The organism is Rhizobium oryzihabitans (assembly GCF_010669145.1).
Taxonomy (GTDB): Bacteria; Pseudomonadota; Alphaproteobacteria; order Rhizobiales; family Rhizobiaceae; genus Agrobacterium; species Agrobacterium oryzihabitans.
The window spans coordinates 2,017,463-2,043,550 of the sequence record NZ_CP048632.1; the positions used below are offsets into that span (position 1 = coordinate 2,017,463).

General features: G+C 59.3%; 25 protein-coding genes and 3 pseudogenes. 21 read left to right on the forward strand and 7 right to left on the reverse strand.

The window, feature by feature from the left end; translation table 11 throughout:
- Positions 1-2: 2 nt before the first annotated feature.
- From G3A56_RS10560 to G3A56_RS10570, 3 genes are all read right to left on the reverse strand, one after another.
- Positions 3-1,115, reverse strand: coding sequence for an ABC transporter permease (locus G3A56_RS10560; RefSeq protein WP_409528122.1), 1,113 nt, complete (start codon positions 1,113-1,115; stop codon positions 3-5).
- A 32-nt stretch (positions 1,116-1,147) separates the two neighbouring features.
- Positions 1,148-2,242: a microcin C ABC transporter permease YejB gene (locus G3A56_RS10565; protein ID WP_003493203.1), complete on the reverse strand. Its 1,095-nt coding sequence runs from the start codon at positions 2,240-2,242 to the stop codon at positions 1,148-1,150.
- Positions 2,243-2,384: 142 nt separating this feature from the next.
- The gene (locus G3A56_RS10570; RefSeq protein ID WP_082183453.1) at positions 2,385-4,229 is read right to left on the reverse strand and encodes an extracellular solute-binding protein; all 1,845 of its coding nucleotides are present in this window, start codon (positions 4,227-4,229) and stop codon (positions 2,385-2,387) included.
- Positions 4,230-4,432: 203 nt separating this feature from the next.
- On the opposite strand from G3A56_RS10570, the gene mepA reads away from it, so the two are divergent.
- The 4 genes from mepA (at position 4,433) to dapB (ending at position 7,981) form a co-directional block, all read left to right on the forward strand.
- Positions 4,433-5,488 (forward strand): penicillin-insensitive murein endopeptidase, encoded by a 1,056-nt coding sequence (gene mepA / locus G3A56_RS10575; RefSeq protein WP_082183451.1) that lies wholly within the window; start codon positions 4,433-4,435, stop codon positions 5,486-5,488.
- A gap of 101 nt (positions 5,489-5,589) precedes the next feature.
- Positions 5,590-5,973: a methylglyoxal synthase gene (locus G3A56_RS10580; protein WP_003493198.1), complete on the forward strand. Its 384-nt coding sequence runs from the start codon at positions 5,590-5,592 to the stop codon at positions 5,971-5,973.
- 21 nt (positions 5,974-5,994) lie between these two features.
- On the forward strand, positions 5,995-7,017 hold the full coding sequence (locus G3A56_RS10585) for a glucokinase (protein WP_035241427.1): 1,023 nt from the start codon (positions 5,995-5,997) through the stop codon (positions 7,015-7,017).
- Between the two features lie 136 nt (positions 7,018-7,153).
- Positions 7,154-7,981, forward strand: a complete 828-nt coding sequence (gene dapB / locus G3A56_RS10590) for a 4-hydroxy-tetrahydrodipicolinate reductase (protein WP_082183450.1) — start codon at positions 7,154-7,156, stop codon at positions 7,979-7,981.
- A gap of 22 nt (positions 7,982-8,003) precedes the next feature.
- On the opposite strand, the gene phnF is transcribed toward dapB, so the two are convergent.
- Entirely contained in the window at positions 8,004-8,741 is a 738-nt protein-coding gene (phnF, locus tag G3A56_RS10595) for a phosphonate metabolism transcriptional regulator PhnF (RefSeq protein ID WP_003493193.1), read from the reverse strand.
- Between the two features lie 83 nt (positions 8,742-8,824).
- On the opposite strand from phnF, the gene phnG reads away from it, so the two are divergent.
- The 17 genes and pseudogenes from phnG (at position 8,825) to G3A56_RS10680 (ending at position 23,499) form a co-directional block, all read left to right on the forward strand.
- A complete protein-coding gene (gene phnG, locus G3A56_RS10600; RefSeq protein WP_035241421.1) occupies positions 8,825-9,286 on the forward strand; it encodes a phosphonate C-P lyase system protein PhnG in 462 nt (153 codons plus the stop codon).
- Entirely contained in the window at positions 9,286-9,894 is a 609-nt protein-coding gene (gene phnH / locus G3A56_RS10605; RefSeq protein ID WP_164056367.1) for a phosphonate C-P lyase system protein PhnH, read from the forward strand. Before phnG ends, phnH begins: the two co-directional genes overlap by 1 nt.
- 1 nt (position 9,895) lies before the next feature.
- Positions 9,896-11,005: a carbon-phosphorus lyase complex subunit gene (locus tag G3A56_RS10610; RefSeq protein ID WP_082183447.1), complete on the forward strand. Its 1,110-nt coding sequence runs from the start codon at positions 9,896-9,898 to the stop codon at positions 11,003-11,005.
- Positions 11,006-11,135: 130 nt separating this feature from the next.
- Positions 11,136-12,038, forward strand: coding sequence for an alpha-D-ribose 1-methylphosphonate 5-phosphate C-P-lyase PhnJ (locus tag G3A56_RS10615; RefSeq protein ID WP_003493189.1), 903 nt, complete (start codon positions 11,136-11,138; stop codon positions 12,036-12,038).
- A complete protein-coding gene (gene phnK / locus G3A56_RS10620; RefSeq protein WP_003493188.1) occupies positions 12,035-12,811 on the forward strand; it encodes a phosphonate C-P lyase system protein PhnK in 777 nt (258 codons plus the stop codon). Before G3A56_RS10615 ends, phnK begins: the two co-directional genes overlap by 4 nt.
- A gap of 4 nt (positions 12,812-12,815) precedes the next feature.
- Positions 12,816-13,523, forward strand: coding sequence for a phosphonate C-P lyase system protein PhnL (phnL, locus tag G3A56_RS10625; protein WP_003493187.1), 708 nt, complete (start codon positions 12,816-12,818; stop codon positions 13,521-13,523).
- Positions 13,520-14,137, forward strand: coding sequence for a transferase hexapeptide repeat family protein (locus G3A56_RS10630; RefSeq protein ID WP_082183445.1), 618 nt, complete (start codon positions 13,520-13,522; stop codon positions 14,135-14,137). Before phnL ends, G3A56_RS10630 begins: the two co-directional genes overlap by 4 nt.
- 238 nt (positions 14,138-14,375) lie before the next feature.
- Positions 14,376-15,236 carry a phosphonate ABC transporter ATP-binding protein gene (phnC, locus tag G3A56_RS10635; protein WP_003493184.1) on the forward strand — a complete coding sequence of 287 codons (861 nt, stop codon included), beginning with the start codon at positions 14,376-14,378 and terminating at the stop codon, positions 15,234-15,236.
- Between the two features lie 85 nt (positions 15,237-15,321).
- Complete coding sequence (gene phnD / locus G3A56_RS10640; RefSeq protein WP_003493182.1) at positions 15,322-16,227, forward strand: phosphonate ABC transporter substrate-binding protein; 906 nt, start codon at positions 15,322-15,324, stop codon at positions 16,225-16,227.
- 71 nt (positions 16,228-16,298) lie between these two features.
- A complete protein-coding gene (gene phnE, locus G3A56_RS10645) occupies positions 16,299-17,285 on the forward strand; it encodes a phosphonate ABC transporter, permease protein PhnE (RefSeq protein WP_035241417.1) in 987 nt (328 codons plus the stop codon).
- Complete coding sequence (phnE, locus tag G3A56_RS10650) at positions 17,285-18,634, forward strand: phosphonate ABC transporter, permease protein PhnE (protein WP_082183444.1); 1,350 nt, start codon at positions 17,285-17,287, stop codon at positions 18,632-18,634. Before phnE (G3A56_RS10645) ends, phnE (G3A56_RS10650) begins: the two co-directional genes overlap by 1 nt.
- A gap of 295 nt (positions 18,635-18,929) precedes the next feature.
- The gene (locus tag G3A56_RS10655) at positions 18,930-19,619 is read left to right on the forward strand and encodes a DUF1045 domain-containing protein (protein WP_343044285.1); all 690 of its coding nucleotides are present in this window, start codon (positions 18,930-18,932) and stop codon (positions 19,617-19,619) included.
- Entirely contained in the window at positions 19,616-20,752 is a 1,137-nt protein-coding gene (locus G3A56_RS10660) for an alpha-D-ribose 1-methylphosphonate 5-triphosphate diphosphatase (RefSeq protein ID WP_082183443.1), read from the forward strand. Before G3A56_RS10655 ends, G3A56_RS10660 begins: the two co-directional genes overlap by 4 nt.
- Positions 20,749-21,350, forward strand: a pseudogene (gene phnN, locus G3A56_RS10665) (phosphonate metabolism protein/1,5-bisphosphokinase (PRPP-forming) PhnN). The gene G3A56_RS10660 and the pseudogene phnN overlap by 4 nt, the downstream one beginning before the upstream one ends.
- Before the next feature lie 87 nt (positions 21,351-21,437).
- Complete coding sequence (locus tag G3A56_RS10670; RefSeq protein ID WP_082183440.1) at positions 21,438-22,478, forward strand: AraC family transcriptional regulator; 1,041 nt, start codon at positions 21,438-21,440, stop codon at positions 22,476-22,478.
- A 478-nt stretch (positions 22,479-22,956) separates the two neighbouring features.
- Positions 22,957-23,202, forward strand: coding sequence for a helix-turn-helix domain-containing protein (locus G3A56_RS10675; protein ID WP_003493166.1), 246 nt, complete (start codon positions 22,957-22,959; stop codon positions 23,200-23,202).
- 39 nt (positions 23,203-23,241) lie between these two features.
- The gene (locus G3A56_RS10680) at positions 23,242-23,499 is read left to right on the forward strand and encodes a hypothetical protein (RefSeq protein WP_137067566.1); all 258 of its coding nucleotides are present in this window, start codon (positions 23,242-23,244) and stop codon (positions 23,497-23,499) included.
- On the opposite strand, the gene G3A56_RS10685 is transcribed toward G3A56_RS10680, so the two are convergent.
- The 3 genes and pseudogenes from G3A56_RS10685 to exbD form a co-directional block, all read right to left on the reverse strand.
- A complete protein-coding gene (locus G3A56_RS10685) occupies positions 23,487-24,476 on the reverse strand; it encodes an Ldh family oxidoreductase (protein ID WP_082183437.1) in 990 nt (329 codons plus the stop codon). The two genes, G3A56_RS10680 and G3A56_RS10685, sit on opposite strands and share 13 nt — an antisense overlap.
- A gap of 189 nt (positions 24,477-24,665) precedes the next feature.
- Positions 24,666-25,591, reverse strand: a pseudogene (locus tag G3A56_RS10690) (TonB family protein).
- Positions 25,588-26,087, reverse strand: a pseudogene (gene exbD / locus G3A56_RS10695) (TonB system transport protein ExbD). The pseudogenes G3A56_RS10690 and exbD overlap by 4 nt, the downstream one beginning before the upstream one ends.
- Between the last annotated feature and the right edge of the window lies 1 nt (position 26,088).

A 26,088-nucleotide genomic window follows, 5' to 3' on the forward strand; every position in this document is an offset into this window, starting at 1 on the left:
GATCACCGGAACGTCTTGCGTGGGTCGAAGGCGTCTCGCACCGCCTCGCCGACGAAGATCAGCAAAGACAGCATGATGGACATGGTGAAGAAGGCCGTGAGGCCAAGCCAGGGCGCCTGAAGATTGTTCTTGCCCTGCGCGATCATCTCGCCCAGCGACGGCGAGCCCGGTGGCATGCCGAAGCCGAGGAAATCGAGCGAGGTCAAGGTGGTGATCGAACCGGAAAGGATGAACGGAAGGAAAGTCAGCGTTGCCACCATGGCGTTGGGCAGGAGGTGCCGGAACATGATCGTCCAGTTGCCGACGCCAAGGGCGCGGGCGGCACGGACGTATTCGAAGTTTCTGGCGCGCAGGAATTCCGCCCGCACGATGCCGACGAAGCCGACCCATGAGAACAGCAGCATGATGCCGAGCAGAACGAAGAAGCCCGGCGGCAGAATGGCTGCGATGATGAGGAGGATGTAAAGCACCGGCATGGACGACCAGATTTCGATAAAACGCTGCAACAAAAGGTCTGTCCAGCCGCCGAAATAGCCCTGGATTGCGCCCGCAGTCACCCCGACGAGAGCCGACGCGATCGTCAGCGTCAGGCCGAACAGAACGGAGATACGGAAACCATAGATCATCCGCGCCGTGACATCGCGTGCCTGATTGTCGGTTCCGAGCCAGTTGAGATTGCCGAGCGTGCAGCCGGGATCGGCATTGCCCTGCGGGTAGGCGGAGCAGCGGTCTTTTTCATCCATCAGCCAGAAAGGCGCAGTCGGCGCGGAATGCGGAATATTGGAATTGACCGTCTGGTAGGAATAACGGATCGGCGGCCAGATCATCCAGCCATTGGCGTTGATCTCGTCCTGAATGAAGGAGGATTTGTAGTCGGTCTGGGCAAGAAAGCCGCCGAATTTTTCCTCTGGATAATCGACCATGACCGGCACCAGAAATTCGCCCTTGTAGGAAGCGAAAATGGGTTTGTCATTGGCGATGAATTCTGCAATCAGGCTCAGGAAAAACAGGATCAGGAACAGCCAGAACGACCAGTAACCGCGCCGGTTTGCCTTGAAATTCTGCCAGCGGCGCTTGGTGGTCGGCGAAAACCATGGGCGCTTCGGCTTTACCATTGTTTCCGTTGCGGCGGTATGGGCGAGCGTCATCACACGTCCCTCCGCTCGAAATCGATGCGCGGATCGATCCATGTGTAGATGAGGTCGGATAGGAGGCTGACCACGAGGCCCATCAGCGAGAAGATGAAGAGCGTGCCGAACACGATCGGATAGTCACGATTGACAACCGAGAGGTAACCGAGGCGGCCAAGGCCATCCAGCGAGAAGATATTCTCGATCAGCAGCGACCCGGTGAAGAAGGCCGAGATGAAGGCGCCCGGGAAACCGGCGATCACGATAAGCATCGCGTTGCGGAAGACATGGCCATACAGCACCTTGCGCTCAGTAAGACCCTTGGCGCGGGCAGTGATGACATATTGCTTCTTGATCTCATCGATGAAGGAATTCTTCGTCAAAAGCGTCGTCGTTGCGAAAGCCGAAAGCGAGAGCGCGATGAGCGGCAGGGTCAGGTGCCAGAAATAGTCGATGATCTTCTGCCACCAGTTCAGATCGGCAAAATTGTCGGACACAAGACCGCGCAGCGGGAACCAGTCGAAGAACGATCCGCCAGCGAAGAGAACGATGAGAAGAATGCCGAACAGGAAGCTCGGCACGGCATAACCGATGATGATGATGCCGGATGTCCAGATATCAAAGGTCGAGCCGTCGGAAACGGCTTTCTTGATGCCGAGCGGAATGGAGATGATGTAGGAAATGATCAAAATCCAGAAACCGAGCGACGCCGAAACCGGCAGCTTGTCGATGATGAGATCGATCACCGAGGAATTGCGGAAGAAGCTGTCGCCGAAATCAAAGCGGATATAATTCCACATCATTTCGAGAAAGCGGGTCAAAGGCGGCTTGTCGAAACCGAATTGTTTCTCAAGCTTGGCGATCAGCTCAGGATCGAGACCCTGAGCGCCGCGATATTTCGAGCCGCTTTCATCGAAACCACCCGACTGTCCCATAAGATCGCCGCCGCCAGAGAGCCGGTCAGACGCACTGTCGCCCTGCCCTGTCAGCTGGGCCACGACCTGTTCCACCGGCCCGCCCGGCGCGAACTGGATGACGAGAAACGAAATGCCCATAATGCCGATGATGGTCGGGATCATCAGCGCCAGACGTCTGAGGATATAGGCGCCCATCAGCCCTTGCTCCCGGCCGATACGTCAGCGGTCTTCGTTTCTGTCAAACCCGGTCCTTTCCTGAAAGCGCTTGCCTGCGCGCTTTGAGCGATTCGTCTCGCCCTATGTGAATCAAGCCTTCGGCGCGAAAGCAAGGGTGGCGTCAGTTCGCCGCCTGGCTGGACCACCATGCTTCCGGAAAACCGACACCATATTGCGGCAGGTTTTCCGGACGGATGAGCGTGTTCCAGTAAGCGATGAACATCTCGCCGCGGTAAAATTGCGGTATGACATAGCTGTTTGCCAGAAGCACCCGGTCGAGCGCCCGCGCGGCGGCCACCTGCTCATCCCGGTTGGGCGCAAATATGACCTTTCTGACCAAAGCATCGACGGCGGGGTTCTTGATGCCGGCGAGATTGTTGGACCCCTGCCGGTCGGCTGCCGCCGAACCCCAGAAATCCGCCTGCTCGTTTCCGGGATTGGCCGAGGTCGCCCAGAGCTTGACGATTACGTCATAATCGAAGCTGCGGGTGCGGTTGGTGTATTGCGAGGCGTCGACCGTGCGGATGGTCGCGTTGATGCCGATCTTCTTCAGGTTCTGGACATAGGGCAGGATGGTTCTTTCCATGCCGGCGGAATCGATCAGAAACTCCATATCAAGCGGTTGCCCGCTCGCCGCATTGACCATGCGGTTGCCGCGCAGCTCGTAACCGGCCTCCTTCATGAGCTTGACCGCCTCGCGCAGATTGTCACGCTGCTTGGCGGGTTCACCCGCGACCGGGTTGCGGTACTCGGTGGTGAAGACCTCTGGCGGAACCTGGTCCTTCAGCTCCTGAAGCAGTTCCAGCTCGCGACCGGTCGGCAGGCCGGAAGAAGCCAGCTCGCTGCCCATGAAAAAGCTGTTGATGCGCTGGAACTGGCCGTAAGCCAGCGTCCGGTTCAGCTCCTCGAAATCGAAGGCGTAGTTGAGCGCCTTGCGCAGTTTCGGACTCTGAAACTTTTCCCGCCGCATGTTCGGCACGAAGGCCTGCATGATGCCGACGGAGCGATAGATGTTCGGCAATTCCTCTTTCTTGACACGGCCTTCCTTGACGGCCGGGAAATCGTAACCCGTTACCCAGCGGCTGGAAGAGGCTTCCTGCCGGAAATCGACGGTGCCGGACTTGAAGGCCTGGAATTCAACATCCTGATCGGAGAAGAAGGTGTAGGCGATGGTTTTGAAGTTATTGAGCCCGACATTCACATTGATGTCCTTGCCCCAATAATCGTCGCGTCGCTCATAGGTCATCGTCGAGCCGGCAGACAGGGATGCGATTTTATAAGGGCCTGACCCCATCACTGGTTCCAGCGTGCCGCGTGAAATGTTGCGCGGCTTGCCATCCGGACCGGCGGCTTCCCACCAGTGCTTCGGAACAATCAGCAATTGCCCGACGATCTGCGGCAATTCGCGATTGTTCTTTTCGTCGAAAGTGAAGGTGATGTCCCTTTCACCCGTCACCTCCGCCTTGGTGACATGGGTGTAATAGGTCGCAAGCTGCGGGCTGAGATCCTTGGCCTTTTCGAAGCTGAAGACGACATCCTCCGGCGTCACCGGCTTGCCGTCTGCCCATTTGGCCTCTGCCCGCAGCCGGAACGTGGCTTTGGAGATATCGTCCGGATAGCTCACGCCCTCGGCGAGAAGACCGTAGGAAGCAGAGAGTTCCTCTTCGGTGGATTTCATCAAAGTATCGAAAACCAAGGAAAGACCCGTGGCAGCCTCACCCTTGGCGAGAAGCGGATTGAGCGTATCGAAGGTTCCAGTCGTCGACAGGCGCAGCGTTCCGCCCTTCGGCGCCCTGGTGTTCACATAGTCGAAATGCTCAAAGCCGTCGGGATGCTTCAATTCCCCGACCGTCGAAATCCCCTTTCGCCAGACATCTGCAGACTGGGCGGATGCCACCACCGGTATCAGCACGGCAGATGCCGCAAGAGCGATGAGGAGGCGGGATTTCAATGGTGCCAATATCATTCGGGAAGTTCCCTGTTTTCGTGTTTGTTGGAGAGAGCATAAAACAAAGATTGTCAAAAAACAGATGTTCCGCCTCACAAGCTCTTTATCGGCGTCCTTATCCGCATGCTTTGGCGTCAGTAGGTGAAACATGGTTTCAACAAAATCCCGTTCCAGTTTATCTTAAGGGGAAGAGAATCATCTGATCGGACGGGCACGACGATATGACGGCGGGATCATCCAGAGTTTTCAAGGCGGCCATGCTGGCGATTTCAGTCGTTTCTGCGGTGCAATTGCAGGCGGAAACCGCCTCGGCCGAAGACAGGCCCGCGAAAGAAGTGTTTGGCCACATGGCTCTGCCTTCCGCCGCAACCTCGCAGCCGATCGGCTCCTATGCCAAGGGCTGCCAGTCCGGCGCGATCGCCATGCCGACCGATGGTCCCGGCTGGCAGGCAATGCGGCTTTCGCGCAACCGGCGCTGGGGCCAGCCGCAGCTGATTTCCTTCCTCGAACAATTTTCGCAGGACGCCCAGAAAATCGGCTGGCCGGGATTGCTGCTCGGCGATATTTCCCAGCCGCGCGGCGGGCCGATGCTGACCGGCCATGCCTCCCACCAGATCGGTCTCGATGTGGATGTCTGGTGGCGGCCGATGCCTAACCCCCGGCTGAGCGTGGAGCAACGCGAAACGGTGCCGTTCATCTCCATGCTGGACAAGAGCAAATTTTTGACGGTCGATGATCGCAAATGGTCGCCGCTCAATGCCCGGCTGGTGATGATGGCGGCGAGCTATCCGCAGGTGGAACGCGTCTTCGTCAACCCAGCCATCAAGCAGAAGCTTTGCCAGACATGGACCGGCGACCGCACCTTCATGGGCAAGATCAGGCCGATCTATGGGCATGACGAACATTTCCACATTCGCCTCGAATGCCCGCCCGGCGCGCCGAACTGCAAACCGCAGGCGGCCGTGGGCAAGGGCGATGGCTGCGACAAGTCGCTCGCCTGGTGGTTTACGAAAGAACCATGGGCGCCGCCGAAAAAGGACCCCAATGCCAAACCGGTGAAACCCCGCCCCGTCATGGTTTCCGACCTGCCATCCGCCTGCGCCGCCGTGGCTGCCGCCCCTTCCGCCAACCCCGAGGGTATTGCTGCGCAGGCCTATTCTCCCGCGCCGGTTCAGGCCGTGCGCCAGCAAAGCGTCGAACAGGTCATTCAGAACGCTCCGACCCTACAGCCGCCTTCGGATATTCCGCTTCCGACCCAGCGTCCGACATTGAACTGATACAGAAATGCGGCATTCAACAGCTTCCCTTTTCAAATGGCGGCAAGCTGTTATAGAAGGCTTCAAATCGATTTAATTCTTTACCGGGACAGGCTGGGGACATGGCAGGACAACGCTGTATCGCGCTCATCGCTCACGACGAGAAAAAAGACGATATGGCGGATTTCGCGCGTCACCATCAAAAGGCGCTATCCGGATTCAAGATCGTCGCCACCGGCACGACCGGCGGACGTGTTCAGGAAGCCTGTCCGGGGCTTGATGTCATTCGCCTCAAGAGCGGCCCGCTTGGCGGTGACCAGCAGATCGGCGCGATGATTGCGACCGGCGAAGTGGATATGCTGATCTTCTTCACCGACCCGCTGACGGCAATGCCGCATGATGTGGATGTGAAGGCCCTGACCCGGCTTGCCACGGTTTACGATATTCCCATGGCGCTCAATCGCGCCACCGCAGAAAACCTGATCGACTTCAACCTCGCCGAATGACGCGCCAACATGGAACAGGTAATGCCGAAGACGTCCGATACCGAATATCTTTCCTTTCCGATCCTTCTTGGCGACATCGGCGGCACCAATGCCCGCTTTTCCATTCTGATCGATTCCTTTGCGGAACCGGTGCACCTCACCACCGTGAAAACAGCGGAATATCCGACAATTGACGACGCCATCCAGCAGGCGGTTCTGGACAAGACCTCGCTTCAGCCGGTCTCGACCATCCTTGCGATCGCCGGCCCCATCGAAGGCGACGAAATTCCGCTGACCAACTGCCATTGGGTCGTCAAACCGAAGGATATGCTGGCGAAACTCGGCCTGAAGGATGTCATCGTCATCAACGACTTCGAGGCGCAGGCCTTGGCAATCGCCGCGCTTGACGACGATAATCGCGAGCCTATAGGCGCCGGCAAAAAAGACATGCTGGCATCGCGCGTGGTTCTCGGGCCAGGCACCGGCCTTGGCGTCGCCGGCCTGGTTTACGCCCGCCATATGTGGTTCCCCGTTCCGGGTGAAGGTGGCCATGTCGATATCGGCCCCAGAAGCGCGCGCGACTATGCGGTCTTTCCGCATATCGAAACCATCGAGGGCCGCGTCGCCGGCGAGCAGATCCTGTGCGGGCGCGGACTGGTCAATCTTTATCGGGCCATCTGTGCTGCCGATGGTATAGAGCCGATCTTTTCCGATCCTGCCGATATCACCTCGCAGGGGCTTTCCGGCCAAAATGCACAGGCGAAAGAAACGCTTTCGCTTTTCAGCACCTATCTCGGCCGTCTGGCCGGTGATCTTGCCCTGATCTTCATGGCCAAGGGCGGCGTCTATCTGGCCGGCGGCATTTCGCAGAAGATCATTCCGGCGCTGAAGGCCCCGGAATTCCGGGCCGCGTTCGAGGACAAGGCGCCGCACAGCGCCCTGATGCGGACCATTCCCACCTTCGTCGTCACCCATCCGCAGGCGGCCCTTTCCGGGCTCGCAACTTATTCGAGAACGCCTTCCGATTTCGGTCTCTCGCTTGACGGACGGCGCTGGAGGGCGTGATCGTTCTCCTGCGATCGACATGTTCCATGTGATGCTTGCGCAGCAGGCAGGCGGGCTTTAACGTCGCCGCTGCAAAGGTTAGTCGTCCGATACCTGCGGGTTTCGATCCGCCCGATATAAAAAAGTGAGTGAAAGCATGAGCAGCAGCGGTATGAAACTGGTGGTGGTCGGCGCGGCCGGGCGCATGGGACAGGCGCTGATCCGCCTCATTCACCAGACGCCGGGTGTCACGCTGCATGCCGCCGTCGCGCGTGAAGGCTCAGCCTTCGTCGGCCGCGATGCCGGCGAGATCGCAGGGCTCGGGCCGATTGGCGTCGAAATCACCAGCGATCCGTTGCAGGCCTTCCTGCATGCGGAAGGGGTGATCGACTTCACCTCCCCCGCAACCAGCGTCACTTTCGCGGGGTTGGCCGCGCAGGCCCGCATCGTGCATGTCATCGGCACCACGGGTTGCTCACTGGGCGACGAGGAAAAATTCAAGGCGGCGTCGCGCCATGCCCGCATCGTCAAGTCGGGCAATATGAGCCTCGGCGTCAATCTGCTCAGCGTCCTGACGCAGCAGGCCGCCCAGGCTCTCGATGCGCAGAACTGGGATATCGAAATCCTTGAAATGCACCACAAACACAAGGTGGATGCGCCGTCAGGAACAGCGCTTTTGCTTGGCGAAGCGGCAGCAGCGGGTCGCAAGGTCGATCTCGCCACCTCCTCCGTTCGCGTGCGTGACGGGCATACGGGGGCGCGCGAAGTGGGCACAATCGGTTTTGCCACGCTGCGCGGCGGTTCGGTGATCGGTGAACATTCGGTGATCTTCGCCGGAGAGGGCGAGCGCGTCGAGCTTTCCCACTATGCCGGCGACCGCTCCATCTTCGCACGCGGCGCGATCGCGGCGGCTGTCTGGGCGCTCGACAAGAAGCCGGGCTTCTATTCGATGCTGGATGTGCTCGGACTTTCGCAGACGGAATAAAGTTTCCGGCTACGCTTGCGCGTTAATTCTCCACCGTGAACTCAACCGTATCGGCCGAGAACCGGCTGATGGCGTATTGCACCGGGATGCCATCCATATCAGCGTTCAGCGCCTGGGTGACGAGCAGGATTGCGCCGGGCGACAATTCGAGATCGGACAGATCCTGCGTATCCGCATGGCTTGCGGAAATGACGGTGGAGATGCGTACATAATCCGCCACGCCCAGCATTTCGAAGGCAGCGGTGATCGACCCGCTTTTTTGGTAGGCCTCGCCGATCCCATCGAAACGATCCGCCGGGAACCATGTGGTGGAACGGGAAACCGGCCGGTTGTCGGCCTTGCGCAGGGTTTCCAGACGCACGAGCGGCGCACCGGGCTGCACTTTGAGCCGCGCTGCGAGATCCGCATTTGCCGGCTCGGTCATATGGGAAAGAAGCAGCGCCTCCATTTCCTTCACCTGATCGCCGATGCCCGCCGTGAACCGCGTGCGCCGTGAAATCGGAAAGCTCAGGCGTTCCTTGCGGGCAATCATTGTGCCGCGCCCCTGCATCGGCTCAAGAATGCCTTCGCTTGCAAGGGCGGCTATAGCGCTTCTGACGGTGTGACGGTTGACGCCGAATTTTTCGGCCAGCGCCATTTCCGGCGGCAACATGCCGGTTTCGTCGTGATCGCCCGCTGCGATCTCGCCTCTGATCCGGTCGGCGATCTGCCGCCAGAGCGCCACGCCGTTCTTTCTTTTCATTGCTGCCGAAGGGCTCATGTCACACGCTTGTCATTCATCGACGTTAATTGTAGCTTTATATTGTATAGTTGTCTATATCAATAGACATTAGAGGTCAAGCGATGAATAACGAAGCTGCGAATTTACATACGGAAAGGAAACGGGTGGCAGCACTTCTTGCCCGCGCCACCGTTCAGGAACTTGAGGCGGTCTGGAACCGGCAGGATGCCAGCCCGCAGACGGAAAACGTGCGGGGGCCTGAAACCGGCCTCGTCATGGTCAAGGGCCGTATCGGCGGCGGCGGTGCGCCCTTCAATCTCGGGGAAACGACCGTGACAAGGGCAACCGTCAAGCTTGCCTCCGGAACAGTCGGCCATGCGCATGTGCTCGGCACCGGCCGCAAGAAGGCCTGGTATGCTGCGGTTTTCGACGCGCTCTGGCAGGAAAGCCCGACGCGCGGCTTCATCGAAACCGAGCTTCTTTCACCCGTTGAAAAAAGGCTGACCGAGGAGACGGACCGGAAAACGAAAGAAACCGCCGCAACGAGGGTCGATTTCTTCACCATGGTGCGAGGAGAAGATTGATGGGTGTCAAGGCTGAAGCATTGACGGGCGGCTTTTCCGACGCCGTTTTCGATTCACAACGGGTTTTCAAGAAACTCATGGATGGCATGGCCCGGCCAGGCACACCGCAGGCCATCGAAACGGCGGTTGCCCCGCCCCTGCCGCTTTGCGCGGCAACCGGCGCCGTTCTTCTCGCGCTCTGCGACCACGACACGCCCGTCTGGCTGAGCAGCGCGCTGCGGAAAACGACGGTGCCGGGCTGGATCGGATTTCATACCGGAGCGGTTACCACAGAGGAGAAGGGCGAGGCGCATTTCGCCGTCATCGAGGCGGGAAGTGCAATTGCGACCTTCGGTCTTTTCGCGCAGGGAAGCCAGGAATATCCCGACCGTTCGACGACACTTATCATCGAATTGCCGGATCTCGACGGCGGGCGCGAGTTGCTGCTTTCCGGTCCCGGCATCCGTCACGTCAACATCATCAGCCCCTCAGGCCTGCCAGATATATTCCCGATGTTATGGGCAGAGAACAACGCCATTTTCCCGCGCGGCGTCGACGTCATTCTGACGGCCGGTGACAAATTCGTGTGCCTGCCACGCACCACCCGCATTCAACAGATGGAGGCGTAAGATGTATGTTGCCGTGAAAGGCGGGGAAACCGCCATTGCCAACGCCCACCGGCTTCTGGCCGATAAGCGGCGCGGAGACCGCGACCTGCCCGCCATGACGGTGGCGCAGATCGTCTCGCAGCTTTCGCTTGCCGTCGACCGGGTGATGGCGGAGGCTTCGCTTTACGATAAGTCGCTTGCGGCCCTTGCCGTCAAACAGTCCCGCGGCGACATGATCGAAGCCATATTCCTGCTGCGTGCCTACCGCACGACCCTGCCCCGTTTCGGTTATTCGCTGCCGGTGGATACCGCAAAGATGACGGTGCAGCGCCGCGTTTCCGCAACCTACAAGGACTTGCCGGGCGGACAATTGCTGGGGCCAACCTTCGATTACACCCACCGCCTGCTCGATCCCTCGCTTCTTGAAGACGAGACTGTCGAGACCGCTGTCCGACGTGAAGGAGAGCCGGAATATGTCATGCGCGTCTCCGACATTCTGGCCGAAGAGGGGCTCATCGAAAGCGACGGCGACATGCCGGACGATCATATTGCCGGCGATCTGACACGGGAACCGATGGAATTTCCGATGCCGCGTGATCTGCGCCTGCAATCGCTGGCGCGCGGTGACGAGGGCTTCCTTCTGGCGCTCGCCTATTCGACGCAGCGCGGTTACGGCCGCACGCATCCCTTTGTCGGCGAAATCCGCATCGGCGAGGTGGAAGTCGAACTCGACGTTCCCGAACTTGGTTTTGCTGTCTCGCTTGGCGATATTCAGGTGACCGAATGCCAGATGGTCAACCAGTTCAAGGGCTCGGCCAAGGCACCACCGCAATTCACCCGCGGCTATGGTCTGGTATTCGGCCAGAGCGAGCGCAAGGCAATGGCCATGTCTCTCGTGGACCGCGCACTGCGTGCGGGCGAGTTCGGCGAGGATGTGGTTGCCCCTGCTCAGGACGAGGAATTCGTTATCTCACACGCCGACAACGTGCAGGCGACTGGCTTCGTCGAACATCTGAAATTACCGCACTACGTGGATTTTCAGGCCGAACTCGGTCTGGTCAGAAAAATGCGCACCGATTTCGACGCGATCAATTCCAACGGCGCGGAATGGATGGGCGATGCGGCCGAATAGCTCAGCGACTGTGCTCGCCAAACCAATAGGCGCAAAAGACGGTCGATGCTGCGAATACAGCAAAGAACACGGCTGCAAGAATTCCAATCTCCATGAGCTTGTACTCCTTTTTTCGCAAGGTTAACGCGCAATGCTTAAAGAAGTTTCATTCGACGACGGGCTGGCTGCCTACAACTTCGCCTATCTGGACGAACAGACCAAGCGGATGATCCGCCGGGCGATCCTGAAGGCCATCGCCATTCCCGGTTATCAGGTTCCCTTCGCGTCCCGCGAAATGCCCATGCCCTATGGCTGGGGCACCGGCGGCGTGCAGGTGACGGCATCCATCCTCGGTCCCGACGATGTGCTGAAGGTTATCGACCAGGGTGCCGACGACACCACCAACGCCGTATCCATCCGCGCCTTCTTCCAGAAGGTGGCGAATGTGGCCGTGACCACCCGCACCAAGGATGCCACCATCATCCAGACGCGGCACCGCATTCCCGAAGAGGAGCTGCATTCGGGGCAGGTTCTCGTCTATCAGGTTCCGATCCCGGAGCCTTTGCGTTTCCTTGAGCCGCGCGAGACCGAGACCCGTGTCATGCACGCGCTGGAGGAATATGGCCTGATGCACGTCAAGCTATATGAGGACATCGCCCGCAACGGCCGGATTTCCACCACCTATGCCTATCCGGTGAAGGTTGCCGGTCGTTACGTGATGGACCCCTCTCCGACACCGAAATTCGACAACCCGAAAATGCACCTGTCGGACGCCCTGCAATTGTTCGGGGCCGGGCGTGAAAAGCGCATCTATGCCGTGCCGCCCTATACGGATGTCGTCAGCCTCGATTTCGAAGACCATCCGTTCGAGATCCAGCGCTTTGACAAGCCCTGCGCGCTGTGTGGCGGCGAGAATGTCTATCTGGACGAGGTGGTACTGGACGACAAGGGCGGGCGGATGTTCGTCTGCTCCGATACCGACCATTGCGAGGACCGCCGCGCCCATGGCCACAAGGGCCATCTGCTTGCGGATGTGAAGGAGGCCGCAGAATGAGCGACGCACCGCTTTTGAAAGTCAGGGACGTTTCCAAATATTACGGTGACCGCGCCGGTTGCCGCAACGTCTCCTTCGAGCTCTTTCCCGGCGAGGTTCTGGCGATCGTCGGTGAATCCGGCTCCGGCAAGACCACGCTTCTCAACTGCATTTCCACCCGGCTCGTGCCGACGGCCGGCAGCGTGGAATATCGCATGCGCGACGGCTCGGTGCGCGATCTCTATCATATGGGCGAGGCCGAACGGCGTTTCCTGATGCGGACCGACTGGGGTTTCGTGCACCAGAACCCGGCGGATGGCCTGCGCATGGCGGTTTCGGCCGGCGCCAATGTCGGCGAGCGGCTTATGGCCGTTGGTAACCGGCATTACGGCAACATCCGGCAATCCGCCAGCGAATGGCTGGAGCGGGTGGAAATCGGCACCGACCGTATCGATGACCAGCCGCGCGCCTTTTCAGGCGGCATGCGCCAGCGTCTGCAGATCGCCCGTAACCTGGTAACCTCACCGCGCCTTGTCTTCATGGACGAACCGACCGGCGGCCTTGATGTCTCCGTGCAGGCACGTCTGCTCGATCTCGTGCGCGGCCTCGTCAACGATCTCGGCCTTGCCGTCATCGTCGTTACCCATGATCTCGCGGTAGCACGGCTGCTTTCCCATCGCATGATGGTGATGAAGGGCGGCGACGTCATCGAACACGGTCTGACGGACCGCGTGCTGGACGATCCGCGCGAGCCCTATACGCAATTGCTTGTTTCCTCCATCTTGCAGGTTTGACGCCATGCCGACGCCTCTTATCGTTTCGGAAGTCTTCAAAAGCTTCACCATGCATCTTCGCGACGGCATCGAACTGCCTGTTGTCCGCGATGTCAGTTTTTCCGTTTCCGGTGGCGAATGTGTCGTGCTTGGCGGCCCGTCCGGCATCGGCAAAAGCTCGATCCTGAAAATGCTCTATGGCAACTATGCCATCGACAGTGGACAGATTCTCATCCGCCACGAGGACCAGGTCATCGACATCGGCAACGCCTCGCCGCGCACGATCCTTGAAATCCGGCACCGCACCATTGGCTATGTCAGTCAGTTCCTGCGCACCGTGCCGCGTGTTCCGGCCATCGATGTCGTCGCCGAGCCGCTTTTCGCCCGCAAGGTTGCCGCGGAAGAGGCTCGCGAGCAGGCAGCCATGCTGCTTTCGAAACTCAACCTGCCACGGGAATTGTGGTCGCTTCCGCCGGCAACATTTTCGGGCGGGGAGCAGCAGCGTGTCAACATCGCGCGCGGCTTCATCACCGATCATGCTATCCTGCTCCTCGACGAACCGACCGCCTCGCTGGACGCTGTCAACCGCCGCGTGGTCGTTGACATGATCCTCGAGAAAAAGGCGAAGGGCACGGCGTTGCTCGGCATTTTCCATGATGAGGAAGTGCGCGAAGCCGTGGCCGACCGCATTCTGGACGTCTCGCAATTTTCACCGCGCAAGGTGGCGGCATGAGCGTCAAGGTCGGTCTCGAACCCGTCATTCATGAAAGCGCCCGCGTCACCAATTCATCGATCGGCCGCTACACCGAAATTTCGGAACGCTGCCGCATCGAGGAAGTCGAGATGGGCGACTATTCCTACGTCATGCAGGATGGCGCGATCTGGTGCGCGAGCATCGGCAAATTCGTCAATATTGCTGCCTCCGTCCGTATCAACGCCACCAATCATCCGATGTCGCGGGCAACGCTGCATCATTTCACCTATCGCGCCCGCAGCTACTGGGACGATGCGGAGGATGAAACGGACTTTTTCGCCGCCCGGCGCGCCAAGCGCGTGGTGATCGGAAACGATGTGTGGATCGGCCATGGCTCGACCATCCTGCCCGGCGTCACCGTCGGAAACGGTGCGGTGATCGGGGCCGGTGCGGTCGTCTCGAAAGATGTGGCGCCCTATACCATCGTCGGCGGCGTACCCGCCCGGCTGATCCGGGAACGTTTCCCGGCGGAACTCGGAAGCCGGATGGACGCTCTGAAATGGTGGGACTGGGATCACGCAACGCTACGCATCGCATTGGACGATTTCCGGAACCTCGCCGCCGAAGATTTCGTGACAAAATACGCCGGCTAAACTCCACCTGAATTGCGGATCCCGGCATCATATCCCGGGATCCGCGCCACTGGAATGGTAAGGAAAAAAGCTGTCGGGCCGGGGTTTCAACTCCTTGTAATGCCAGACAGAAGGTTTGTCGGCGAATACACGGACGCGCAATCGGCGAATTCTGTAATATTTTATTCATGAAACTGACATCCACACTTCACGGACCGCTGTTAGGTCGAACCCCGTAACAAGAAGATTGGACGGGGAAATGAGCTTTCACCTGAAGCAAGTCACGCGCCGTTTCGGCAACCACACTGCGGTTGATTCCGTGAATGTCGAGATACCGCAGGGCCAGATGGTTGGCGTGATCGGGCGTTCGGGCGCTGGAAAATCGACGCTGCTGCGCATGATCAACCGCCTCGTCGACCCTTCCTCGGGTTCCATCCATTTCAACGATACGGAAGTCTCGGCGCTGAAGGGTGCGGCGCTGCGCAACTGGCAGCGTGACTGCGCCATGATCTTCCAGCAGTTCAATCTGGTGCCGCGCCTCGACGTGCTCACCAATGTCATGCTCGGTCGCCTCAATCACCGTTCGACGGTGCTCAGCCTCTTTAACATCTTCACGGATGAAGAGCGTCTGATGGCGATCGCCGCTCTCGAGCGGCTCGGCATCGAACATGTGGCCATGCAGGCGGCGGGTACGCTTTCCGGCGGCCAACAGCAGCGCGTCGCCATCGCCCGGGCGCTGATGCAGTCGCCGAAGATGGTTCTGGCCGACGAGCCGATCGCCTCGCTCGACCCACTGAACGCCAAGATCGTGATGGACGCGCTGCGCGACATCAACGAACGTGAAGGCATCACCGTCATGACCAACCTGCACACGCTGGATACGGCGCGCAATTATTGCGAACGCATCATCGGCATGTCGCAGGGCCGCGTCGTCTTCGACGGAACGCCCGCCGAACTGACGGCGGCGGCGGTCACGGAAATCTACGGCACGGATTCGCACGGCGCCGGCATCGACGAGACGATGACCTCAACCAGCATCAATATTCCCGGCGCGCAGCTTGCTTCGCGGCCGGTTCAGCAATCTGCCGGTCCCGAACCGCTGGCTCTCGCCGGGCTCTGAGGAACCGCTCAGCATCGTTTGTGCCCGCGTCAAGGGCCGATACTTCACAACAAACTCCGGCTCGCCGGGAAACAGGAGAAAGTCCATGTTGAAGAAAATCCTTCTTTCGGCAGTCGCCCTTGGCGTTCTGGCCGGTTCCGCCATGGCTCAGGACGTCAAGGTCCTGCGTATCGGTCTCGACGGTTCCGAAAACGAAGCCGATCAGATCCGCAACACGAAGTGCGTTGCCGATGGCCTGAAGGCCGCGACCGGCGTTTCCGAAGTTCAGGTTTTCCCGTCGCCGGATTATAACGGCGTTATCCAGGGCCTGCTCGGCGGCACCATCGACATCGCCTCCATGGGCGCTTCCTCCTACGCCAAGATCGCTCTTGCCGATCCGAAGGCTGTCGATCCGATCCTGACCACGGCTGGCTCTGACGGTTCGACCGGTTATTACACCATCATGGTCGCCCGCAAGGACAGCGGCATCAAGACGCTGGCCGACGCCAAGGGCAAGAAGATCGGCTTCGCCGATCCTGACTCCACCTCCGGCTTCCTCGTCCCGAACGTTGCTATCCCGAAGGAAACCGGCGTTCCGGTCAAGGAATACTTCGCCGAAACCGGTTTCGGCGGCGGTCATGAGAACCTCGTTCTCGCCGTTCTCGACAAGAAGTTCGACGTTGGCACGACCTTCGGTTCGGGCGTCGGCAAGTGGGAAGAAGGCTACACGGCCGGCAACCTCTACCAGATGGTCAAGAAGGGCAATCTCGACATGGACGATATCGTCGAAGTCTGGAAGTCCCCGCTGATCCCGAACGGTCCGCTCATGGTCGCAAACAAGATCGGCGACAGCATGAAGCAGAAGGTCGAGACCTTCTTCATGGAACTGCCGAAGAAGGACCTCGCTTGCTTCCAGGGCTTCAGCCAGGGCAAGAACACCGGCTACGTCAAGGTTGATCCGTCCTTCTACCAGACGATCATCGACGCCCGTAAGTCCGTTATCGGCGGCTGATCCTGACATCATGTTCCGGAAGCGGCGGTGCCTTGCGGCATCGCCGCTTTTGCCAATAAAGGAAGAGCGGCATGGCGACCACACTGCAACCTGGTACCCTCACGCCCGAGGGATTAAGCGCATCGTCCCGAACGGTCATGCGTCACTATCAACAGCAGCTTGCGACACGGCGGATCTATACCGTCATCTCGCTCGTGGTCTTTCTGATCATTCTCGCAGCGTCGCTGAATTTCGCCAACGAGGCGAATTCGGGCAAGTTCTTCGAGCGGCTGCCGTATTTCTTCGACTTCCTGAAGACATTCGTGCCGGATAGTCCGCTGGAAATCTTCCGGGCGATGTTCGACCTGCCGTCTCCCTACGACAACGGGTCGATGAAATACAACTATGTCGCGGATCGCGTTTACGTCACCGACAGCTTCTACATACCGCATTTCATCTACCAGCTGATCATCACCCTCAATATCGCACTGGTTTCGACGATCATCGGCACTAGCTTTGCCTTCGTGCTCTGCTTCTTCGCCTCCACCAATCTTGTCGGTTCAGGCGTTGTGCGCTGGATCGTGCGTCGGGTGATGGAAGTGCTGCGCGCCTTTCCCGAAATCGTCGTCGCCGGCTTGCTCACGGCCATTCTCTCGATCGGGCCGATTGCGGCGATCATCGCGATTTCCATTCATACGATCGGGGCTCTCGGCAAACTGTTCTTCGAAGTGGTGGAGAATGCTGACATGAAGCCGGATGAAGGCCTTCGCGCATCCGGCGCAAACTGGCTGGAGCGGGTGCGCTTCGCCATCGTGCCGCAGGTTCTGCCCAATTTCGTTTCCTACGCGCTGCTGCGCGCCGAAATCAACGTGCGCGCCTCGACCATCATCGGCGCCGTCGGCGGCGGCGGTATCGGCGAGGTCTTCCGGCTCTCGATCGGTAACGACCATGCCTCCAAGACCTATGCCATCATCATCCTGCTGCTGATCACAATCATTGCCGTCGACCAGTTTTCAAGCTGGCTGCGCCGCAGGCTGATCGGCCATCAATCCTTTGAATTCGGACGGGGAGCGGCCTGATGTCGTCCAGCTTCATTCTCAACACCGCCGACCGCGAGAGGCTGACGGCCGCGCATCCTGCCATTTTCAATCGCGGTTTCATGCAGCGATACGGCCTGCTGACGGGCATTGCCGCCGTCCTCGTCTATCTTACTGCCTGCTTCTTCTTCTTCAATGTCGGGCCGACCTTCATGCAGGGCCGGTGGGATCGCGCTTCGAGCTATATTCAGGACTGGTATTCCTGGCGCGCGCAGCCCCGTCTGCGTTTTGAAGACGGCAAGGTCGATCCGCAATGGTCGAGCCGTGGACAGTACCCCACCGATGCAAAGATCGACTGGTTGCAGCCGCTGCCAGATGGCGGCTACAGCGTCATTTATGCGGGTACGGAAAATCGCCTCGATGTGACCCCGACCCGGGTGGACGTCTATGTCGACGGCAAGAACTATCCCGTCATCATCAATGGCGACGCCGCTCGTGCGCCTGAGGGTCTTCCGGAAGAAATCCGGCAGGACGGCAACAAGGTTCTCGTGCATTACGGTTTCGCCGGTCAGGCGGAAATCCGCACCAGCCAGGTCTATGTCCAGCGGCGATTCCTCGGATGGGCCAACTTCCTGTTTGATACCAAGTCGGAATTCTGGGGCAAGGGTTACGGCGAACTGGCCGCTCTGGCATTGTGGGGGGAGAGGCTCGATCCGGAGCGCTCCAATATCGGCAATATGGCCGATGATTTCCTCGACAACAGCGTCTGGCAGCATGCCGATATTTTCTCCAAGCTGATGCAGACGCTGGTCATGGCCTTTGTGGGCACGCTGTTCGGTACGCTCGTTGCCCTGCCGCTCGCCTTCATCGCTGCACGCAATATCACCGCCAACAAGGCAGCCAACTGGGGCATGAAGCGACTGTTCGACTTCCTGCGCTCGATCGACATGCTGATCTGGGCACTGTTCTTCACCCGCAGCTTCGGCCCCGGGCCGATCCCCGGCATTGCCGCGATCTTTTTCACCGATACCGGTGCGCTCGGCAAGGTTTATGCCGAGGCTCTGGAGAATGTGGACGACAAGCAGCGCGAAGGCGTCAAGTCGGTCGGCGCGTCTCCGATTGCGGTCAATCGTTTCGGCGTGTTGCCGCAGGTCCTGCCGGTCTTCATTTCCCAGTCGCTTTATTTCTGGGAAAGCAACACCCGCTCCGCCACTATCATCGGTGCGGTCGGCGCCGGCGGTATCGGCCTAAAACTCCTGGAGGCGATGGGCACCAATGCCGACTGGGACAAGGTTGCCTATATGGTCCTGCTCATCCTGTTCGTCGTCTTCCTGTTCGACCACATCTCGAACTCGCTGCGCTCGCGCCTGATCGGAAAAACCCAACATTAAGTCAAAAAACCGGGGGTGGCTTTGACCCAAAAGCCGCTCCCGGTTCGCTGTTCTGCTCGGGGCGCAGGCGTAAAACCGGATTTACTGCGAAGCCTGCCGCCGACATCCAATGTGCCAGCATCCGTTTTCGGCACATTCCAGACGAGGGCAGCATTTCACCGCGCTTTTTTCCACGGGCATCATCATTCTGTCACGGAAAGCCATTACCTCGCACTCCTGACCTTGCGGGAAGCGGGCGAGTCACGCCAAATAGCGTTTCATCCCTGGTTTCCCTTGACACTGAAGAGTGCTTGCCGTGCGCTACGCCATCTATTTTTCTCCGGCTAAAGATCATCCGCTAACCGAAGCGGCGTCGCGCTGGCTCGGGCGCAATGCATTTTCCGGCACGCAGCATGATGACCACGACGGCTATGCTGAAATGACCGCGGAACCTCGCCGTTACGGTTTTCATGCGACCCTGAAGGCACCCTTCGAGCTTGCCGAAAAATACAGCGAAGCAGAGCTTGTCGCAGCCGTCGAAGACTTTGCCGCCAGCCAGTCCGCCTTCGAGATTCCGCGTATCGTCGTCGGCGCGCTTGGTCCGTTTTTCGCGCTCGTCCCGGATCGCACCTATCAGCCGCTGCAGGATTTTGCCGCCGAGATCGTCGATCATTTCGATCGGTTCCGCGCGCCTTTATCCGAGACCGATATTGCCCGACGCCGGCCGCAGAACCTGACGGAAAGCCAGCGGCAAAATCTGTCGCTTTGGGGTTATCCGCATGTCATGGATGATTTCCGCTTTCATATGACGCTGACGGGCCGCATCGACGAAAGTGACGCGCCCGCCATGCAGGACGTGCTTTCGGCGCGGTTTTTCGAGTTCGTCGACAAGCCTCTGACCATTTCCGGCCTCGCATTGTTCATTGAAGAAACGCGCGGCGCACCCTTTACCGTTCATCGCTGGCACCCGCTTGGCCAGCAGCCAAAGAAAGATGCCGACCCATGACCGAGCACGCCCTTTCCAATGCCCGCATCGTTTTAGAAGACGATATTATTCTGGGATCCGTTCTGATCCGTGACGGCAAGATCGCCGATATCAGCGAAGGCGCTTCAAAGACCGGAGAGGATCTCGAAGGCGATTTTCTCATTCCCGGTCTCGTAGAGCTGCACACCGACCATCTGGAGCAGCATTATTCGCCGCGCCCGGGCGTACTCTGGGACAAGATCGCGGCCATCCAGGCCCATGACGCGCAGGTCGCATCCTCAGGCATTACCACTGTTTTCGACTGCCTGCGTCTCGGCTCCGACGAAGATGGCGGCTTCAAGAAGGGCGAAATGCGGGAAATGGCAGATGCCATCGAAGCTGCGGCCGATCAGAACCGTCTGCGGGCAGACCACATGCTGCATCTGCGCTGTGAAGTGGCCTCATCAGATGTTCTGGAGCATTTCGAAGACTTCGAAACCGATCCCCGCGTGCGGCTGATTTCGATGATGGATCACTCCCCGGGGCAGCGTCAGTTCCAGTCGATGGATCAGTATATCTTCTATTATCAGAAGAAGCGCGGACTGAGCGACGAGGCCTTCGCGGAGTTCGTCAGACGGCGGCAAACCGCGTCGGCCGAGTTTTCCGCCAAGCACCGGGATTATCTTGCCGCTCGCTGCGCCGAGCGTGGCATCACCGTTGCAAGCCATGACGACGCGACCGAAGCGCATGTGGGCGAAGCGATCGGACATGGTGTGAAGCTGGCGGAGTTTCCGACCAGCGTCGAAGCCGCAAAAGCCTCGCACAGCGCCGGCATGAGCGTGTTGATGGGCGCGCCGAACATCGTCCGCGGCAAGTCCCACTCCGGCAATATCGCCGCCCGCGATCTTGCCGAGCTGGGTGTGCTGGACGTTCTTTCTTCCGACTACGTGCCGTTCAGCCTGCTTTACGCGCCGTTCCTGCTCGCCGACCAGGTGGAGGCCATCACCCTGCCGGAAGCACTGCGCATGGTCAGCGCCACGCCGGCACGAACGGTGGGTCTTCTTGATCGCGGTCGCATCGCAGCGGGATTGCGAGCCGACCTCGTCAGGGTTCACCGCGAAGATGGCGTGCCCGTTGCGCGTGCCGTCTGGCGTCAGGGCAAACGTGTCGCATGACGAATGGCGGGCGGGATAATTCGGGTGAGAGCGTATCACCCGGAACCATGATCGTGATTGTCGGCCCGAGCGGGGCCGGCAAGGATACGCTTATGGAGTACGCGGCAACGCAATTGTCCGGACGACCGGGCTTCCACTTCACCCGCCGGGTCATCACCCGCAGCGGTGATGCTGGGGCGAAAATCATGATGCCGTCTCCATGGCCGAGTTCAACCGGCTGCAGGACGAGGGTGCTTTCGCTGTCTCCTGGCAGGCGCACGGGCTGAAATATGGTATCCCTGCCGCAGTCCACCGCCATCTCGATGCGGGAGACGTGGTCATCGCCAACGGTTCCCGCTCGGCCCTGCCCCATTTCGGCACCGCCTTTTCGCGTCTCAAGGTCGTGAATATCGTTGCGCGGCCGGAGGTGCTGGCACGGCGGCTGGAGCAGCGTGGGCGGGAAAGCCGGGAGGATATCCTCCGGCGGCTGGAGCGTAGCTCGCTTGCGGTGACCGGAGATTTCGACGTGACGACGGTAGATAATAGCGGCGCCATCGAGGATGCGGGCCAAACCATCATGCAGGTGCTGGAACAGAGCGCCTGCCTCGGCCGCGTCTAAAATCCCCCAGCCGGACCGCTCGACAAAAGGTCTTGCAAGGCTTACCATCAGGCGACAATTTCCAAACATGGTACGCCAAGGCGAGGGATGCCCGACAAGAGGCTCAGCGACGAGATAACTGTGGTAGCCGGTCTGGCCGCCGGCGTCGGCAATTATGCGAGGTCGCGGGGCATCGATATCGCCCCCATCTGCAAGGCTCTCGACATCGATCCCGCCACATTTGACAGCCTGACGGAGCGGATCAGCCTCGACAGATTATGCCGCCTGCTCGAAACCTGCGCGCTGATTTCCGGGGACGATACCTTCGGCCTGCAATGCGCTTCCACCTTTCCAGCCGGCGCTTCCGGCGCATTCGGATATGGCCTGATCAGCGCGCCGACGGTGCGGGCTTTCCTGCGGTTTCTTCAGGATCACGTTTATTACGCGACCAATAACAGCAATTTCACCATGGTGGCTGATGATGCGCAGGTGACGCTTTCATGGTCCTTTGCACCGGTGATCGCCAAACGCGATCAATATGTGGATCTATCGCTCGCGGTTCTGATTCAGCGCCTTCGCGATATCCTCGGGGAACGGATCAACCAGATCGAGATAGGTCTGGAGCGACAGAAACCGCATAATATTCAGCTATTTAAGGAAAGAATGAGCAAGCGCGTCAGTTTTTCCCAGCCCATCCATACCATGCGTCTGCCGGCATCGCTTCTCGATGTGGTCAATCCGAATGCGGATGAGCGGCTGTTTGAATTGATGAATTTGCAGTGCCGGATGCTGCGACCGGAAACATCGGCGGATGCGACACATTTCATCGATCAGGTGAAACGCTACATGCAGGTACGGCTCTCGGATGCGGAACTTTCGCTCAGTGAAATCGCCCCCTATTTCAACCTCTCGGAACGCAGTTTTCAACGACGGCTTGCCGAGCTTGGAACCAATCTCAACGAGATAAAGGACGCCATTCGCAAGAATGCCGGCTTCAAGCTACTGGTGGAGAGCGATCTCCCCGTCTCCGACATCAGTTACAGGCTCGGCTATTCGACACCGGGGGCGTTTTCGCGCTCCGTTTCCCGCTGGTTCGGGGCAACGCCCACCGATATTCGCAGGAAACATGCGCATCATTCCGCCGGATAAGGCGCATTTCCGGCATCAATATTTCGCAATTACAAAATAAATTTGTAAAATATATCAGCGCCAATGCATTTCTGTGTCAAAACATAACAATAAAGACGCAGAACTTGGCGCGAGATGTTATTCTCCTGATACGGGATATCGCCTAATAGAGCGCCGCGTGTCCCTTCGGGTATGACGACAAACATTCCAAAGCTTTGAATTTTCGCATCGTTCTCTACAGAAACCAATTCCGGTTCCTGCAGACGATGATGCAGCAATTCTTCCATTGCCGAGGATGACGTCCATGTAGGGGCCGGCTGGCTGCGAAAGCGGCCGTTTATTGCAGAATTCCTGATGCCTGACGAAACCTCTTGGCCGAGATTGGCGTTCCTGCTCACAAGCAAACGCAGCGGTTTGCGAGCCGGTTTAAGGGATCAAAATTTATAATGGACCCTGATCGCGCTCCGGGAAGGTCGATCTCTTTTGAGGCTAAAAGAACATGTCTTCGAAAATGCCGCATGAACATCGCCAAACCCGTGAAATCGTCCTTTCGGATCGTGAACGGCACTATCTGGGGCTGGTGGCGCGGGGCAAACACCCCTCGCATGTCGCCTTGATGACCGGCGCGGATGAAGCCGATGTGAAGGATACGCTGGAGCGGGTGCGCCACAGGCTGGGTGCCGCCAATCTGCTGAATGCCGTCAGCATCGCCCTGCTGCGCGGTCTGATTGAACAGGATGTCTGATCGTCACCCGTAACAATTCGTTCTCCCGGGCAGCTTCGAATGCAAAACCAAGAAAGGCTTTTGCTGACGCTGCTCCAGAAGCTTACGCGAAATCGTCCCCTTCCCGTAAGCCAAAACCGAATGAGCGGCTTTCTGCGTCAGGATCCTTCCCTTTCGATGGAAGGATGGCGGACCAAAAGCGGGTCGGAAATGATTTTCGATCTGCATCGGCGCAGGTTTAAAGCAGCCATGAACGGTTTGCCCGGCGGATCATCCGATCCGCCGGGTTTTTATTTTTCAATTCGTCAAAGCGACTGAATTTCGGCGAGAATATCGCTCTCGACGACAATGCCGCTTTCCAGCGCCTGCCGGCGGATACCCTGGCTGCGTCGGCCGGGCAAACGTACATTCTCCTGCTTCTCTATCTCGCCGGCGATGAGCGCCAGCCGCTCGACAAAGCCGGCGCCGCCCGACGACACCGGGTCTATGGCGATGATCGTGTGGCCCAGCGAGGGCGGAGCGCCCTTGTCATCCAGAAGGGAGGAGGCTTCAAATGCGAAGTTTCCGCCGGTCACTGCGGCTGCCATGATCTCCACCATCAGCGCAAGAGCTGCGCCCTTGGCTTCGCCCGCAGGCACCATCGTTCCCTCAATGGCTTCTTCGGGATCGGTCGTCGGCCGGCCGTTTCTATCGAGCGCCCAGTCACCCGGAATGGTTTCACCCTTCTGGCGTGCTGCCATGATCTTTCCACGCGCCACCTTGGACAGAGCCAGATCGATCACCAGCGGATCGGCACCGCCAACCGGGGTGGCGAATGCAATCGGATTGGTGCCATAGAGCGGTTTGCTGCCGCCCCAGGGCGCCATGGATGCCGGCGCATTGGCGAACATCAGCGCCACAAGACCCATGTCCGCAAGACGTTCGACGGTGAGCGCCATGACGCCGGCATGATGGGAGCGATGGATCGCAGCGAGCGCGATGCCCTGCTGCCGAACCATATCAGGCAGTTCCTGCAGGGCGCAGTCGATCGCCGGATAAGCGTAGCCGTGATTGGCATCGATCGACAGAACACCCGGCTTGACGCGCGTCACGACCGGCCGGGCATTGCCATTGACCTTTCCGACCCGCGCCTGGCGGACATAAACGGGGATGCGGCGAAAACCGTGGCCGCTCTGGCCTGCCGCCTCGGATGCGACGAGCGCTTTTGCCACGGAGCGGGCGTTTTGCGGCAGAACGCCGTTGCGTTCAAAGATAGAGGATACGAGATCCTCCGCCTCTGCGATTGAGAATTTCATTCCGGAATGCCTCTGCGTGTTAAGTCGACAAGACCTACACCATCGAAAACATTCGCGAAATGCAATTCAGACCCAAACAGATATCTTCTCGAGAAGATCGGCCAAGCATGCACACTCTCGTCAGGAATGCGGCATTTAAGGCCGGAGCTTATTCCAGCAAAACTGTGATGTGGTTTTGCTGGAATCGATCTAGCGGATGCTGATCGGCAAGGTGATTGTCTTGTTTGCGTCCGGCGGCGGCGCGGGCACCGGTGATGCGCTCTGAATCCAGGCCGCGATCTGCTGGTCGATCGAGGAATCACCCGTGGACTGCACCACACTGACCCCGCTGATGGCGCCTGCATCGTTAACCCGGAACCTGACGGTCGCTGTCATCGCGTCGCTGCGAAGCGAACGGGGTTTACGCCGCTGGATATGCGAGCGAACCTTCGATCCCCATTTTGCAGGCGAGGCGGAAGACGACGAGAAGAAACCGGCATTGTTGCGCGATGCCGCGGTCCGATCGGACTGCTGTGTCTCGGCCTTCGCCGTTTCGCGCAGTTCCGATGCCTGCTGCGGTTTGGGGCGCTGGCGCTCGACCTTCTTCTTGTCTTCCGGTTCTTTCTTTTCCACCTTCTTTTCGACCGGCGGCGGCGGTGGCCGGATGACGGGCAAGGGAACCTCGACATTTTCGAGTTCCGCCATCATCTGTTCCTGCACGGGATCGATCGGCTCCACCGGTTCAGGAATTTCCTGCGGTTCGACGATCTCCTCGACCGGAGGTTCCGGCGGCTGCACGGGTTCCGGCGGCGGCGTTTCCACAACCGGCTCAGGTGGCGGCGGCTCCTCCGGGGTGACTTCCTCCACCGGCTGGCTGTTGTCGCTCTTTACCTCTTCGGCGTCTTCAACATCCTGCGCCGGCGTGGTTTCCTCGGTGTTCACCGCTTCCGGTATCGCCGCCATTTCGATCATGATCGCGGCAGGCGGCGGCCCGCCGGCATCCAGCTCCTCGGGCTCCTGCATCAGGTAATAGGCAAACCCGGCATGAACGCCCAGCATGAGCAGCGCCGCGGCGGACCACAGCGTCACTTCCCCAGACGGGAATGTCGGGACTGCGGGTAGCCGTTTTCAGTCATGGCGCCGTTCCCGGCGCTGCAGGCTGGCTTACGGGTTGGCCAAGGGCTGTACCGAACCTGCGGGCTGCGATGTCGCAGCCGCATTTTCCAGACCCACCAGGGCGATCTTCAGATATCCGGCGTCCCTGAGCAGGTTCATGATTTCCATGAAGTGGCCATAGTCGACGGCCTTGTCTGCGCGCAGGAAGATACGCGTATCCTTCTTGCCGCCCGTCTGCCTGTCGATCGAGGCTGCAAGTGCCTCCCGGGAAACCGTATCATTGCCGAGATTGAGAGACAGATCGTCCTTCACCGTCAGATAAAGCGGCTCTTCCGGACGCTCCGCCGGCTTGGCCGTGGATGCGGGAAGATCGACATTCACATCCACCGTCGCCAATGGCGCGGCGACCATGAAGATGATCAGCAAAACCAGCATCACGTCGATAAAAGGTGTGACGTTGATCTCGTGGTTTTCGGAGAGATCGTCTCCGCTATTTTCGCGAATACCGCCAGCCATG